The organism is Bradyrhizobium ingae (assembly GCF_055791185.1).
On sequence record NZ_JBVUBB010000043.1, the window covers coordinates 1 to 14,530 of the forward strand.

The following is a 14,530-nucleotide window of genomic DNA, read 5'->3' on the forward strand; positions in this document are numbered from 1 at the left end:
CCCCCCCCCCCCCCCCCCCCCCCCCCCCCCCCCCCCCCCCCCCCCCCCCCCCCCCCCCCCCCCCCCCCCCCCCCCCCCCCCCCCCCCCCCCCCCCCCCCCCCCCCCCCCCAAAAAAAAAAACGACACCCATGTGTATAAGAGACAGCCGTCCATCGAATAGAGGCTCTCGCAGGCGATCAGTTTTGGCCGGTTCGGGCCGGCGGCCTTCAAGAGCGCCTCGAGATCGGCGAGATCGTTGTGGCGGAACACGATCCGCTCGCAGCCGGACTGGCGGATGCCCTCGATCATCGAATTGTGGTTGAGCTCATCCGACAGGATCAGGCAGTTCGGGATGAGCTTGGCGATCGTCGCGATGCCGGTCTGGTTCGAGACGTAGCCGGATGTGAAGAGGAGAGCGGCCTCTTTGCCATGGAGATCGGCAAGCTCGGCTTCGAGCTGCACCAGCGGATGATGCGTGCCGGCGATGTTGCGGGTGCCGCCGGCGCCGGTGCCGACCCGGGTCGCGGTCTCGACCATGGCGCCGACCACTTTCGGGTGCTGGCCCATGCCGAGATAATCGTTGGAGCACCAGATCACGACGTCGCGCTTGCCCTTGGGCGAATGCCACACCGCGTGCGGAAACCTGCCGGCCATGCGCTCCAGATCGGCGAAGACGCGATAGCGCCGCTCGGCATGGAGGCGGTCGAGGGCGGAATTGAAGTACGCGTTGTAATCCATCGGCAGACCTGCAGCGGAACTTGACGGCCCAAGCGGCCAATCTTCTTAGAGCTTTTCCAGCTCTAATGTCTATGCGCCAGCCCACATTTGGAAATGCGGCCGACAGGACCATTCATAGCCGTCGGCCATCAGCAATTATTGATGTGGATCAACCAGCTAGCGCCGTGGTGTCCCGGGTGCGGTGGACGCCCCGAGATGCGCGGCAGCGCCGCGTCCCGGCATGGACATTTTGTCCATGGCGCAAGCCGGGCGAGGTATGGCTGCGTTCGTTTCTGAAGCTCAGGTCGTCCTGAACTGGAGCACGCCGTCCTTCTCTTCGGCTGTCAGCCGTCCCTCGACCAGCATGTAGTTGACGTGGGCGATCAGCTCGCCCGCGGCAAAGCCCATCTGGTGGGCATCGAGCACGTGCTTGTGGAACACGACAGGCACGAGCTGGGACGAGGTCTGCGGCACCTCGCGGCACGCTTCCGCGATCATGCGGCAGCGCTCCTCGTGATGATCGGCGAGTTGCTTGATGCGGGTCTTCAAGCCGTAGAACGGCACGCCGTGGCCGGGCAGCACCAGCACGTCATAGGGCAGGGTGGTGGTGAGGCTTGCCAGCGAGGCCAGATATTCGCCGAGCGAGTTCTGGTCGGGCTCGACTGCCCAGACGCTGACGTTCGGCGAGATCTTGCTCAGCACCTGGTCGGCGGAGAGGAACAGCTTGTCGTCGGCGCAATAGAGCATCACCTGATCGAGCGCGTGGCCGCCGCCGGTGATCACCTTGAAGCGGCGCGTGCCGATCACGACCTCGTCACCATGCGAGATGCGACGGTAGGCGGGAGGCAGCACCGAGACGCGCTTCAGGTAGTCCTGGCCGCGGCCGAGCAGCTTGTCGGTCAGCGTCTCGTCCATGCCGTGGCGGCGGAAGAACAGCCGTTGCGCATTGCGCCGCTCCTCGGTTCCACGATTCTGGTGATAGACCGACTGCAGATATTCGACCTGCGACATCTCGAGCGGGCAGTTGAAGCGATCGATAATCCAACCCGCGAGCCCGACGTGGTCGGGATGAGAGTGAGTGACGATAAGCCGCGTGATGTGGACGCCGTTCAGCGGTCCCTCGAACAGCTTCGTCCAGGCCTCGATCGTCTCCTCGTTGCCGAAGCCGGAGTCGATCATCGCATAGCCGTCGCCGTCGGCGAGCAGATAGATGTTCACGTGGTTGAGGCGGAACGGCAGCTTGAGCCGCACCCACAGCACGCCGGGCCGCACCTCCACGACCTCTTCGGGGCCGGGGTGCTGTTCCCAGGGGTAGCGCAGCGCCTCGGCCGAGGACTGCACGCTGTCGCTCTTCAAATGCATGGACTATCGGTACCCGCACATCGGGCGGGACGCCAGCCGAAAAACCACGTGGGGTAGCGTTCGCATGGCCGTCATTCCTGCGGGCGGACACGATGTCATTTCCGGGGCGCGGCAAAGCCGCGAACCCGGAATCCGGAGGTTGTGCCGCAAGATTCCGGGTTCGCCTCTTCGAGGCGCCCCGGAATGACGGAAGGGAAGTCTTAGGCCGCGCGGATATTGCTGAGGAACGTGTCGATTTCCCCGCGCAGCACGTCGGCCTCGCGGCGCAGCGCATCGGAGGCGCTCAGCACCTCCGTCGCCGCCGCGCCGGCCTCGGCCGAGGCCGTGGAGACGCCGACGATGTTGCTGGAGACCTCGCTGGTGCCTCCCGCGGCGTGCTGGATGTTGCGGGCGATCTCGCGCGTTGCGGCACCCTGTTCCTCGACGGCGGCGGCGATCGACGTGGTCACGTCGTCGATCTCGCCGATGATCTGGCCGATGCCCCTGATCGCGCCGACCGCAGAGGTCGTGACCTGTTGCATGCTGGCGATCTGGGTGCGGATCTCGTCCGTGGCCTTCGCGGTCTGGCTCGCGAGGCTCTTCACTTCGGAGGCGACCACCGCGAAGCCGCGGCCGGCCTCGCCCGCGCGCGCCGCTTCGATCGTGGCGTTGAGCGCGAGCAGATTGGTCTGCGAGGCGATGGTCTGGATGAGATCGACGACCACGCTGATGCGGCTCGCGCTGTCGGCGAGGCTCTGCACGGTCGCGTCGGTCGCTCCGGCCTCGTGGACCGCCTTCTTGGCGATCTCGGACGAGGTGACCACCTGGCGGCTCATCTCGGCAATCGAGGACGACAATTGCTCGGTGCCGGCCGACACCGTTTGCACGTTGACCGAGGTCTCCTCGGCCGCCGACGCCACGGCGTTGACCAGCGCATTCGACTGGTCGGCCGTCGACGACATGCTCTGCGCGGTTGTCTGCATCGAATTGGCCGATTGGGCGAGGCCGTCGAGCGCAGAGCGCACCGTGCCTTCGAACGATCCGATCTGTGCTTCCATGCGCGCGGCACGCTCCGCCTTGGCGGCGCGGTCCTTGTCCTGCTCGCTGGAGAGCGCACGGGCCTCGATCATGCTCTGGCGGAACACCTGAAGCGTGTCGGTCATGGCGCCGATCTCGTCATTGTGTCTGGTGCGGACGATCTCCGCATCGAGATCGCCGGCCGAGAGCAGCTGCATTGCGCGCTGCAAGCCGCCGATGCGCCGCAGGATGTTGCGACCGACATAGAGCCAGACGAACAGCGCCGAGCCGACCAGGGTCAGCGCGCCCAGCGCCAGCATGACCAGGGTGGCGAACGAAATCTGCCTGCGCGCCTGGAAGGTCGATTCGTTGGTCTCCTTCTGCACGCCCTCGACCAGTTGCTGCACGCTGATGCCGAGCCCGACATTGAGCTTGCGGGTTTCGTCGAGCACGGTCTGGCCATAGTCGGTGGCGTCGAGCTCCTTTTCGCGCAGGTTGAACACGCCGGTCTTTCCGGTGCCGAGCGCAAGCAGCTTTTCGGCCGTCTCGCGCAGCATCTTGCTGCCCTGATTGTCCGGCAGCAGGTCGAGGTTGGAGCGCAGGCGTCCCTGCGCCGTCTTGAATTCCTTCTGGATGTCGTCGAGCTTGTCGGCGGTGTTGGCCGAGAGCGCCGCGCTCATGTCGGCGGCGGCGAGATTGCCGCTGGCGACGACATTGCCGAGCTGGCCGACGGTCTGCGCGGCTTCGCTGGCGTCTTCCGCCGACAGGTTCGCCGAGCCGAGAATCGCGTTCACCTGGGTCTGGGCGTTGAGCATCGCGGGGCTCGCCGCGCCGACGAAATCGCCCTGCGCCTTGCGCAGCGCGTCGTATTGCTTGTCGTGAAGGGCCGCGACGTCGAGCCGCTCGCGCGCGGCCGAGGTCAGGCTTTGCGCCGCCTCATTGAGATTCTTGATGGTGTCGTTGAGTCCCGTGACGATGGTCTTGTCGGCGCCGAGCTCGATGATCTCGCCGAGCTTCTGCTGGACCTGCTGCTGCAATTCCTTGAGCTTGCTGGTGCGCTCGTTCAGCGCATCCTCGCTCGGCGCGGCGAGCAGTGCCGGTCCCTGTGCCGCAAGGCTCGCGCTCAGTGCCGACAATTGCAGGCTTGCGGTGAGGCGCGGAATGTCCCGCCCGCTCAGATCGACCATGCGTTCGCCGAGATTTTGCAGCACGTAGCCGGCGCCCGCCGAGATCACGAGGCCCATTCCCGCGATGACCGCGAAGGCGGAGAACAGGCTGCCGCGCACGCCCCACTTCGGCAACGAGATACGAGGCCTGGATTTGCCCAGGCTCACACGGATCGCCATCAGAATTCCCCCACGCCGATTACTTTATATTTTGCGGGCGGCAGTATCGGGGGCGCGAGTTAAAAAATCGCAAGTGGCGCAATTGCTTGCGCTCTTTCCACGCGGCGAAAAAAGAAGGGCCGGCAAGTTTGCCGGCCCTTCCGCAAGATCGGTTGTGGTTAGCGATCAGTAACGCGCGGCCACCGGGGCACCCCAGTTGAAGCGGTAGTTGACGCCCGCCTTCACGGTGTGATCGTCGGTGGTGAAGCTGCCGGCCGGCACCAGCGCGGCCGGAGTGGTGAAGCTGGCGCTGCCGAAATTGTAGTACTGATACTCGGCCTTGGCCGACCAGCTCGGCGCGAACATGTATTCGAGACCGGCGCCGACGGTGTAGCCGTTGCGATGATCGCCCGAGATCGCGAACGCGACCGGCGCGCCGCCCAGCGTCACGTTCTCGTTGTTGTCCGAATAGGCGTAGCCGCCCTTCACGTAGATCAGGCCCGGCCCCCAGGTGTAACCGACGCGGCCGGTGATCGAGCCGAGCCCGCGCTGATCGTTGGTGTAGACGTAGCCGCTCGGGAACACCGCGCCGACGCTGCCGGACAGCCAGGAATACTGGCCTTCGACGCCGAGCACGAAGTTCGGATGGAACTGCCAATCCGCGCCGACCTGCAGACCGCCGAGGAAGCGGCCGTTGCCGTTGTTGCCGGTGGAGAGGCCGTTGAAATTGTTGTCGCTCGAGAACGCGCCGCCGAGATGCGCACCGAGATAGAAGCCGGTCCAGTTGTAGATCGGCGCGACATAAGCCGGCGCAGGCGCCTTGCTGTAATAGGGGCGGGCGCCGAGATCGGCACCGAGGGCGGGCGCGGCCGCGCTCAACGAGAGCAGCGCAACGGTCGCGAACAGGATCTTCTTCATCGTCTCAAACTCCAACACTTCATTCCCGGCAGGCGCGCTTTTTCGCGCCGTCGTTGCTTTCGCAGATAGCGGGCTTTTGACTAAAATGCTGTCACATGCGTGGCACAGTCGCCGCCAACCCAAAGTATCGGCGGGCAAATGCTGTTCGTGCTTAACAGCGCTTTAACGAACGGTGAAGGAAGGCTTAACGCGCAGTGCGTGTGGAGACCATCGGCCGCTCTTCGTCAGGCCAGACGCCTGCGCACTTCCTCGCGCATCTGCTCGCGAAATTTTTCGCGCTGCGCGGGACGGTCCTTCTCTGCGATGGTGTGGCGATCGAAGATGTCGAACTTGTCGAGGATCGGATAACGCTCGCTTGCCATAGCGAGCACGCCGAGCACCTTGGCTGCCGACGCGCTCGGGCCGCGCACCTCCCAGCGCCTGATTGTCACGGTCCCGCTCGCGGCCGGCAGGCCGCACAGCCTCGCCATGTCTGCGACCGTGAGCTCCCGGCCGATCGCCTCGGACAGGTCGGCGCGCAATTGCTTCAGTTCGGGGCCGGTCATGTCACCTCAGTTAAGCGAAGTCGCCGAGGTGAATGCACTAGCGCTGATTCGGGTCGATCCGAAGGCGCACCCGTCTCATCCGCCGGGACCTGCCAAAGCGACGCAGTCCACCTCCACGTCGAACGGTCCGGGCCACGACGGGACGTGCAGGAAGATGCGCGCCGGGGATTCGTTCTTGAAGTAGCGGGCATAGACCTCGTTGAATGCGGCGAAGTGCGAGGGGTCGGGTGTGCAATAGACATTGCACTTGATGACCTCTGTCAACGAGGACCCCGCCGTCTCCAGGCAGCGCTTCATCTGGTCGAGCACGATTTCGGCCTGTCGCTCGAACGGCAGCGGCTTGACCTCGCCGGTGTCGGGATCGAACGGCGGCAGTCCGGACAGATAGACCAGACCGTTGGCGACGACCACCGGATAGACCGGGCCTGGGCGGCGCCGCTCCAGATAGGTCGAGATCGGCTCTACGCGGATTCGTTTCATGTCGTTCCTCCGGGGCTCTGCGGGCGCCACACGCTACCGCGCGCCCGCCGCGGATGGTTCGGCCGTTGCCGAACTGTCGGCGTTGTTGCGCGGGGGCGGTCGCGATAGGATCAACCATGGTCGCGGCGGCAAACATGGTCGAAGTGGCAGCGTTGGTCGGCGACACCGCTCGTGCCACCATGCTGGCCGCGCTGATGGGCGGACAGGCGCTGACTGCGAGCGAGCTCGCTGCGCGCGCCGGAGTATCGAAATCCACCGCGAGCGGTCATCTTGGCAGGCTGGTCGGTGCAAGACTGCTCAGCGTGACGCAGAAGCGCCGCAACCGCTATTACCGGATCGCGTCACCCATGGTGGCCAGGATGCTGGAGAGCATCAAGGCCGTTGCCGCCATCGAGGTTCCGAAGCGTCACCAGCCGCGGTCGATCGGAGATGACCGGCTCCGTTTTGCGCGCACCTGCTATGATCATCTGGCCGGTTACCTCGGCGTCGCCATTGCCGATGCCCTCATTGCCAGGGGGTACGTCGTCCTTACTGACGACGGTGGCGAGGTGACGGCGCCGGGGACGCGTTTCCTCTCCGTGTTTGGTGCCGTGCTGACACCGACGGCCCGGGGCAGGCGGATTTTCTGCCGCCCGTGCCTGGATTGGAGCGAGCGCCGCTATCACGTCGCCGGTCACGTCGGCGCGGAAATTCAACGGTGCTGCCTGGAGCTCGGCTGGCTGAGGCGCGATCGCGACACGCGGATCGTGCGCATCACGCCGGCCGGGCAGATCGGCTTGCGCAAGACATTTGGCATCGATTTGAGCGAGGGCCGTCGCGACTCGTCCGGTGCTCGTTCGTGAATTCCCATGTTAGTCTCTTCCTGCCGGTTGCGCGTCAGCGAGGGGAAATCGCATGCCTGTGTTCAAGCTGCCCCTGTCGGGGGATGTCGTCCAGTCGATCTATCCGTCGTTCTTCAGTCCCGCCGGCGGTCAGTTCGGGCTCGTCAACATCACGGTCGGGCAATCCTCGGCACCGGAGGTCGAGAAGGATGTGCTGTCGGATGTCGGCAGCTACGGCAAGCAGATCGGCCAGATCGCAGACGCGCTGCTCGTCGTCATCGAGCATCTTGAAGAACATCACGGCTCCGCGCTCGAGAACGGCAAGGCGATCCAGGCGTTCAAGGAGATGCTCAATTCGGTCGCAACCGTGAAGGATCGTCACGGGCGCAAGCCGTGCCGCCCGAAGCGGCGTTGACCACCTCGGGCCGCTTGCCCGCGCTCTACCTCAACCCCGCCCTTCGAAATCCCTCGAGATAGTGCTCGCGATCCGCTTCGCTCCGCCAGGGCAGTTGCGTCGTGATCCAGGCGAGTGAGATGTTGGGCTGGGTGCGGCGCAGCTCCTGCAGGGCGGTCGCGGCGAGCTCCCGATCGCCGGTCATTCCGGCCGAGACCGCGAGGACGCGATAGGCGCCGGTGAGATCGCCGCGGTGGCGGATCGCCTCCCGGGCAAGTGCGATCGCCTCGTCATAGCGACGTTCGGTGAAGCGCGCATAGCCGGCGATGCCGTAATAGATCGCGAGCGACGGATCGCGCGGGCTGAGACGGATGGCCTTTTGCGCCGCCTCGAAAGAGCAGCTCGAGCGGCCGGCATAGGATAGCGCCAGCGCGTAATAGCCCTGTGCCAGCGAGAAATTCGGGTTGAGCCTGAGCGCCTGCTCGAACTCCGACAGCGCATCGTCGAGCCGCCGCGTCGAGAAGTAGACGCTGCCGAGCGCGGTATGTGCCCAAGCATCCTCATGGTCGCACTTGACCGCCGCCAGGGCGGCAGCTTCGGCGATGGGGGCCGCGGTCGCAAGCTCCGCCCAGCCGAGATGCACGCCGAACATGTGGCTTGCCGCCAGGACCGACTGAGCCTGGCCGTAGTCGGGATCGATCGCGATCGCCTGGGCGAGCAGCGCCTGTGCCGTCAGATGATCCTGCCGCGTCACGCGCCAGTAGTGCGACAGCCCTCGCATCACGAGGTCCCAGGCGTCCAGGCTCGCCGGCTGCTTGCGCCGGGCATGAAAATTCTCCGCCGCGTAGATCTGCGGCTCGATCGCCGCGACGATCGCGTTGGTGATCTCGTCCTGGACCGCGAAGACGTCGCCGAGCTCGCGATCGTAGTGCTCGGCCCAGATGTGGCTGCCGGTGACGGCGTCATTGAGCTGCGCAGTGATCCGCACGCGGCCGCCTGCCTTGCGCACGCTGCCCTCGACGACATAGCCGACGCCGAGTTCGTCGGCGATCTCCCTGATATGGACGGCGCGTCCCTTGTAGGTGAAGGACGAGTTGCGGGCGATCACCAGGAACCAGCGCACCTTCGAGAGCGCGGTGAGGATGTCTTCGGCGATCCCGTCGCAAAAATACTCCTGCTCGGGATCGTCGCTCATGTTCTCGAACGCCAGCACCGCGATCGCCGGGCGCTCTGGCGCGCCGCGCTGGGCCTTCGTCTCGGCCGCGGGCGGCGCAAACGTCTCGTCCAGAACCTCGCCGACGAAGCGAAAACCCTTGCGCGGGATGGTCTTGATCAGCCGCTGCGCCGCGCCGTCATCGCCGAGCGCTTTTCGAGCCGCGTTGATGCGACTATTTAGCGCAGAGTCCGAAACGATGCGGTTGTCCCAGACCTCGCTGATCAGGTCGTCCTTGGTGACGACGCGGCCGCGCTGCGTGACGAGGTGCACCAGCAGATCGAAGACCTGCGGCTGCAATGGAACCGGAGCGCCGTCACGCGTCAGCTCGCGCAGGTCGCTGTCCAGCACATGATTTTCAAAGCGAAATCGCACGTCTCATCGTCTCAAGCAAAAATCAGCGGCGTCTCAGGCGAAAATCAATCGTCCGGAAAAATTTAGGCACATCCGATCCGGCAGGGTGCAGCGACCTAATCAGTGCCGGTCGTTCGGCACAACGGAGCTGTCTATGACCCAACTGGATCACCAAGTTCATTCTATCAGCCCGGATGTCGCGGGCTCCAAAGTCTTCAGGTTCATCGCCTTTCTGTACGGAATTGCGGCCTATCTCGTATTTCTCGTGACCATCCTCTACGCCATCGGTTTCGTCATGGGCCTGGTGGTGCCGAAGAGCATCGACACCGGAACCGATTCCTCCGCGGTCGAGGCCGTCGTCATCAATCTGCTCCTGATGGCACTGTTTGCCGTTCAACACAGCGTGATGGCACGGCAGCGCTTCAAGGCGTGGTGGACGCAGTTTGTGCCAAAGCATGTCGAGCGCAGCACCTATGTGCTGCTGGCCAGCCTGTCGCTGCTGCTTCTGTTCTGGCAGTGGCGGCCGCTGCCGGCGATCATATGGGACGTCCAGGACCCGGATGTCGCCGTGACGATCGTCACGCTATCCGTTGCCGGCTGGGTGCTGGTTTTCACCTCGACTTTCCTGATCAATCATTTCGAGCTGTTCGGTCTGCAGCAGGTGACCCAGCAACTGGTCGACAAGCAGCCGTCGGCGCCGCGTTTCAGGACGCCGCTGTTCTACAAATTCGTCCGGCATCCGCTCTATCTCGGCTTCATCATCGCGGTCTGGGCCGCGCCGACCATGACCGTAGGCCACCTGCTGTTTGCATCCGTGATCACGCTCTACATCCTGCTCGGCATCACGCTCGAGGAGCGCGACCTCGTCGGACTGTTTGGCGATGAGTACCGCCAATACAAACAGCGCGTGTCGATGCTTATTCCATGGCGCCGGTCAGCTTGATCTCCGCCTCGACCAGATCTTCAGCATCATCCAAGGAGAACATTTCAATGAAACACGTCGGAAACTGCTTCTGCGGCGCGGTGGCGATCGAAGTGGCGGGCGAGCCGGAGGCGATGGGCTACTGCCATTGCCGGTCCTGCCGCTCGTGGTCGGGCGGCCCGGTCAATGCGTTCAGCCTTTGGAAGCCGGAGGCCGTGCGCATCACGGACGGCGCCGATCACGTTGCAACCTACGCCAAGACGCCGCTCAGCCAGCGCAAATATTGCCGCAAGTGCGGCGGCCATCTCATGACCAGCCATCCGCCGCTCGGCCTGATCGACGTCTTCACCGCCGCCATCCCGACGCTGGCGTTCACGCCCGCCGTCCACGTCAACTACGCCGACACCGTGCTGCCGATGCGCGACGGCCTGCCGAAGCTGAAGGATTTTCCGGCCGAGTTTGGCGGCAGTGGCGAGATGATGCAGGAGTAGGTGAGGGCGGAGCGAAACTAGCCAAGCGCACGCTGCTTTCCCTTCTCCCCTTGCGGGAGAAGGTGGCGCGAAGCGCCGGATGAGGGGTTCTGTCCACCCGATCGGAAGCAGACGACTCGCGGAGAGGGACCCCTCACCCGGCTTCGATGCTTCGCATCGAATCCACCCTCTCCCGCAAGGCGAGAGAGTGCAGCAACGCTGTAGCGCGATGCTTCTTTCCCCGCTTCTCTACCTCAGCCCCGCCCGCCGCAGGCCCTCGAGGTAATGCTCCCGGTCCTCGGCGCGCTGCATCGGCAGTTCGCTGGTGATCCAGGCGAGCGACACGTTGGGCTGGGCGCGACGCAGGCCCTCGAGTGCGGAAGCCGCCAGCTCGCGATTGCCGAGCATGCCGGCGGCAGCGGTCAGCGCGCGATGTGCGCCGACGAAATCGCTGCGCTGCCTGAGCGATTCGCGCGCGAACTGGATCGCTTCCTCGTAACGATGGCCGATGAACTGGGCGTATGCGGCGACCCCGCAATAGATCGCCGAGAAGGGATCGCGCGGACTGAGCCGCAGGGCCCGGCGCGCGGCGGCATCGCCGTCCTGCCAGCGCCCCGCATAGCACAGCGTCACGCCGTAGAAGGCGTGCGTCATCGCAAAATTGGGATTGAGCCGCAGCGCCAGCTCGAATGCGGCGATGGCGTCGTCGAAGCGCCGCCGGAACAGATAGGTGTAGCCGAGCCCGTGATGGGCCCAGGCGTCGTCGCGGTCGGCCTCGACCGCGGCGAATGCGGCGCGCTCCGCGATCGGCAGCGTGGCCGCCATGTCGGACCAGCCCATATGGGCACCGAACATATGGCTGGTCGCGAGCAGGCCGAGCGCCTTGCCATAGGCCGGATCGATCGCGATCGCCTTTTCGAGCAGCCCCTGGGCTGCGACATTGTCGCCCCGCGTGATGCGCCAGTAATGCGACAGCGCGCGCATCACCAGATCCCAGGCATCCAGGCTTCCCGGCGGCTTCTGCTGGGCGCGAAAGCTTTCGGCGGCGTAGAGCTGGGGCTCGATCGCCGCGACGATGGCGTCGGTGATTTCGTCCTGTACGGCGAAGACGTCGGCGATGCTGCGGTCGTAGCGCTCCGCCCACAGATGGCTGCCGGTCGTGGCGTCGTTGAGCTGCGCGGAGATGCGCACCCGGTCACCGCTCCGCCGCACGCTGCCTTCGACGACATAGCGCACGCCGAGCTCGCGGGCGATCTCGCCGAGATGCACCGCGCGGCCCTTGTAGACGAAGGAAGAGTTGCGCGCGATGACGAAGAACCAGCGCAGCTTCGACAGCGCGGTGATGATGTCCTCGCTGATCCCGTCGGAAAAGTAATCCTGCTCGCGGTCGCCGCTCATATTGGTGAAGGGCAGCACGGCGATTGCGGGACGATCGGGCAGCGGCAGCGCCGCCGGGGTCTCCCTGGCCTGGGCGGCGGGCTCGGCCGGGCTGCCATGGCCGTTCCGCATCTCGACGTCGCCGACGAAGCGAAATCCTTTGCGCGCGACGGTGCGGATCAGCGCCTGGCTTGCGCCGGAATCGCCGATCGCCTTGCGCGCGGCATTGATCCGGCTGGTCAGGGTCGACTCCGAGACAGATCGCCCAAGCCAGATCTTGTCGATCAATTCGTCCTTGGTCACCACGCGGTCGCGATTCCGCATCAGGTGGACGACGAGATCGAAGACCTGCGGCTCGACCGCGACCGGAACCCGATCGCGGCTCAGCTCCCGCCTGTCGGTGTCAAGTAGATGATCGCTAAACAGAAACTGCACTGCGACGTCTCTGGCCTCACAACAAAATCAAGCATCTGAAACGGCAACATGAATTGGGCTTTGATTCTGTGAGTCAATCGAGACGCATTCCTGGTTCATCGCAAACCCGATGATTGCCCTGAACTGACGAGATGCCAGCTATGTCGCCGATGGGCGCGCGGGCGATGGAACCGGGGAAAGGATATCCTGAGATTTGCGCAAGGGTGGGCAAAGGCGCAATTGCCGTGCCCACCCCCGGGGCGGTTACGGCGAAGTGATCACGGACACGGATGCCGCCGGCCGTCATTGCCGAGGAAGGTGCCGCTGTTCGGATCGTAAGACCGGTAGCGCTGCATGCAATAGGCGACCGCATCGTCGGCAGGCGGTGCTGCATAGTAGGCGGGCGGCGGAGGCGGATAGCCCGGGCCATAATAGTAAGGTGACGCGAGCGCACCGCCGATCAGCGCGCCGGCGGCGAGGCCGCCCACGAATGCGCCGCCGCCCCAGCCGCGGTGTCCGTACCAGCGGACCTGCTCGACTCTTGCCGATTGCGATGGCGCGACTGCGAGCGGATGGCCGATCGGCGCGGCGGACGCCGGTGACAGCGCGCCCGCTGCGAGACTTGCAAGCAGCACGGCTCCGGCAACGGAACGAAACGATTTCAACATCAAGGTCTCCTCGTCATGCAGAGGCGATCGACGCCTCGCGACAGTGATAGAGCACCTCGCCGGTCGCGATGGATTAAAGTTTCGACAGGATGACGCCTCGCAGCGACGGCGCCGAACCAGCCGCGCCACGATCGCGGCGCCCATCTCACCGAAATATGACCTCCGCATTGCTCAATCGGGCCGCCGCCGCGGCAACGTGTTGAAAACCAAGATGCGTGAAATTGCGTATCTCGGCTCAAAGCGCGCAATTGGCTCGCGCACTTGCGCCATGCGATGCTAGACTTAGATGCAATAGAGATTTCGGCAGAGGACCCGGCATGACCGATCAGCGCAACACCTCCACTCCCATCGATCCCGCAAAGCTCGACCGGCTGGCCGAGGTGGCGGTGAAGGTGGGCCTGGGCTTGCGGCCGGGCCAGGATCTGCTGCTGACCGCACCGGCGATCGCGCTGCCCCTGGTGCGGCGTATCGCCGTGCATGCCTACAAGGCCGGCGCGGGCATCGTCACGCCGATCCTCTCCGATGAGGAGATGACGCTGGCGCGTTACCGCCACGGTCACGACGACAGTTTTGATCGTGCTGCCGGCTGGCTCTACGAGGGAATGGCGAAGGCGTTCTCGGAGAATACCGCGCGGCTGGCCATCGTCGGCGACAATCCGATGCTGCTGTCGGGCGAGGATCCCGCCAAGGTGGCGCGCGCCAGCAAGGCCAATTCCATGGCCTACCAGCCTGCGCTGGAAAAGATCGTCAATTTCGACACCAATTGGAACATCATCGCCTATCCGAGCGCGTCCTGGGCGAAGCAGGTGTTTCCCGATGATCCCGAGGAAATCGCGATCGGCAAGCTCGCGGACGCGATTTTTGCCGCGTCCCGCGTCGATCGCGAGGATGCGATGGCGAACTGGGCGCAGCACAACGCGGCGCTGCGCGAGCGCACGGACTGGCTGAACGGCAAGCGTTTCCGCGCGCTGCAATACTCCGGTCCCGGTATCGATCTCACCATCGGCCTTGCCGATGGCCACGAATGGGAAGGCGGCGCCTCGCTCTCCAAGAACGGCATCAGCTGCAACGCCAATATCCCGACCGAGGAGGTCTTCACCACGCCGCATTGCCGGCGGGTCTACGGTCACGTCGTCAGCTCGAAGCCGCTGTCTTATCAGGGCACGCTGATCGACAACATCGCCGTGCGCTTTGAGGACGGCAAGATTGTCGACGCAAAGGCCTCGCGCGGTGAGGAGGTCTTGAACAAGGTGCTCGACACCGACGAGGGCGCGCGGCGGCTCGGCGAGGTGGCGCTCGTGCCGCATTCCTCGCCGATCTCGCAGAGCGGGCTGTTGTTCTTCAACACGCTGTTCGACGAGAACGCCGCATCGCACATCGCGCTCGGCCAGTGCTATTCGAAGTGCTTCATCAACGGCGCCAAGCTGACGCCGCAGCAGATCGCGGCGCAGGGCGGCAACCAGAGCCTGATCCACATCGACTGGATGATCGGTTCGGCCGAGACCGACATCGACGGCATTTTGGCGGACGGCAGCAAAGAGCCGGTGTTCCGCAAGGGTGAGTGGGCGAAATAG

The 14,530-nt window shown here is 64.8% G+C and carries 14 protein-coding genes; 5 read left to right on the forward strand and 9 right to left on the reverse strand.

Going from position 1 to position 14,530, the window contains the following annotated elements; genetic code table 11:
• The 6 genes from ACV1FX_RS36140 to ACV1FX_RS36165 all read right to left on the reverse strand — a co-directional run.
• The coding region (locus ACV1FX_RS36140; RefSeq protein ID WP_473122306.1) for an aminotransferase class I/II-fold pyridoxal phosphate-dependent enzyme at nucleotides 1-718 on the reverse strand (718 nt) is incomplete at its 3' end.
• Between the two features lie 279 nt (nucleotides 719-997).
• A complete protein-coding gene (locus ACV1FX_RS36145) occupies nucleotides 998-2,059 on the reverse strand; it encodes an MBL fold metallo-hydrolase (RefSeq protein WP_473122307.1) in 1,062 nt (353 codons plus the stop codon).
• A 200-nt stretch (nucleotides 2,060-2,259) separates the two neighbouring features.
• On the reverse strand, nucleotides 2,260-4,401 hold the full coding sequence (locus ACV1FX_RS36150; protein ID WP_473122308.1) for a methyl-accepting chemotaxis protein: 2,142 nt from the start codon (nucleotides 4,399-4,401) through the stop codon (nucleotides 2,260-2,262).
• Nucleotides 4,402-4,566: 165 nt separating this feature from the next.
• A complete protein-coding gene (locus tag ACV1FX_RS36155) occupies nucleotides 4,567-5,298 on the reverse strand; it encodes an outer membrane protein (protein WP_473122309.1) in 732 nt (243 codons plus the stop codon).
• A gap of 224 nt (nucleotides 5,299-5,522) precedes the next feature.
• Nucleotides 5,523-5,843, reverse strand: a complete 321-nt coding sequence (locus tag ACV1FX_RS36160) for a hypothetical protein (RefSeq protein ID WP_473122310.1) — start codon at nucleotides 5,841-5,843, stop codon at nucleotides 5,523-5,525.
• Between the two features lie 75 nt (nucleotides 5,844-5,918).
• On the reverse strand, nucleotides 5,919-6,323 hold the full coding sequence (locus ACV1FX_RS36165) for a RidA family protein (RefSeq protein WP_473122311.1): 405 nt from the start codon (nucleotides 6,321-6,323) through the stop codon (nucleotides 5,919-5,921).
• Nucleotides 6,324-6,439: 116 nt separating this feature from the next.
• On the opposite strand from ACV1FX_RS36165, the gene ACV1FX_RS36170 reads away from it, so the two are divergent.
• Both ACV1FX_RS36170 and ACV1FX_RS36175 read left to right on the forward strand, forming a co-directional pair.
• The gene (locus tag ACV1FX_RS36170) at nucleotides 6,440-7,165 is read left to right on the forward strand and encodes an ArsR/SmtB family transcription factor (RefSeq protein WP_473122312.1); all 726 of its coding nucleotides are present in this window, start codon (nucleotides 6,440-6,442) and stop codon (nucleotides 7,163-7,165) included.
• Between the two features lie 52 nt (nucleotides 7,166-7,217).
• Nucleotides 7,218-7,559: a hypothetical protein gene (locus ACV1FX_RS36175; RefSeq protein ID WP_473122313.1), complete on the forward strand. Its 342-nt coding sequence runs from the start codon at nucleotides 7,218-7,220 to the stop codon at nucleotides 7,557-7,559.
• A gap of 25 nt (nucleotides 7,560-7,584) precedes the next feature.
• Here the strand turns inward: ACV1FX_RS36175 and ACV1FX_RS36180 are convergent, their stop codons facing one another.
• Entirely contained in the window at nucleotides 7,585-9,126 is a 1,542-nt protein-coding gene (locus tag ACV1FX_RS36180; protein ID WP_473122314.1) for a winged helix-turn-helix domain-containing tetratricopeptide repeat protein, read from the reverse strand.
• Nucleotides 9,127-9,259: 133 nt separating this feature from the next.
• On the opposite strand from ACV1FX_RS36180, the gene mddA reads away from it, so the two are divergent.
• The gene (mddA, locus tag ACV1FX_RS36185; RefSeq protein WP_473122315.1) at nucleotides 9,260-10,048 is read left to right on the forward strand and encodes a methanethiol S-methyltransferase; all 789 of its coding nucleotides are present in this window, start codon (nucleotides 9,260-9,262) and stop codon (nucleotides 10,046-10,048) included.
• A 47-nt stretch (nucleotides 10,049-10,095) separates the two neighbouring features.
• Nucleotides 10,096-10,518 carry a GFA family protein gene (locus ACV1FX_RS36190; RefSeq protein WP_473122316.1) on the forward strand — a complete coding sequence of 141 codons (423 nt, stop codon included), beginning with the start codon at nucleotides 10,096-10,098 and terminating at the stop codon, nucleotides 10,516-10,518.
• 228 nt (nucleotides 10,519-10,746) lie between these two features.
• Here ACV1FX_RS36190 and ACV1FX_RS36195 read toward each other — a convergent pair whose 3' ends face one another.
• Both ACV1FX_RS36195 and ACV1FX_RS36200 read right to left on the reverse strand, forming a co-directional pair.
• A complete protein-coding gene (locus ACV1FX_RS36195) occupies nucleotides 10,747-12,309 on the reverse strand; it encodes a winged helix-turn-helix domain-containing tetratricopeptide repeat protein (RefSeq protein ID WP_473122317.1) in 1,563 nt (520 codons plus the stop codon).
• Nucleotides 12,310-12,566: 257 nt separating this feature from the next.
• A complete protein-coding gene (locus tag ACV1FX_RS36200) occupies nucleotides 12,567-12,956 on the reverse strand; it encodes a BA14K family protein (RefSeq protein WP_473122318.1) in 390 nt (129 codons plus the stop codon).
• 317 nt (nucleotides 12,957-13,273) lie between these two features.
• Here ACV1FX_RS36200 and ACV1FX_RS36205 point away from each other — a divergent pair, with 317 nt between their 5' ends.
• Nucleotides 13,274-14,530, forward strand: a complete 1,257-nt coding sequence (locus tag ACV1FX_RS36205) for an aminopeptidase (protein WP_473122319.1) — start codon at nucleotides 13,274-13,276, stop codon at nucleotides 14,528-14,530.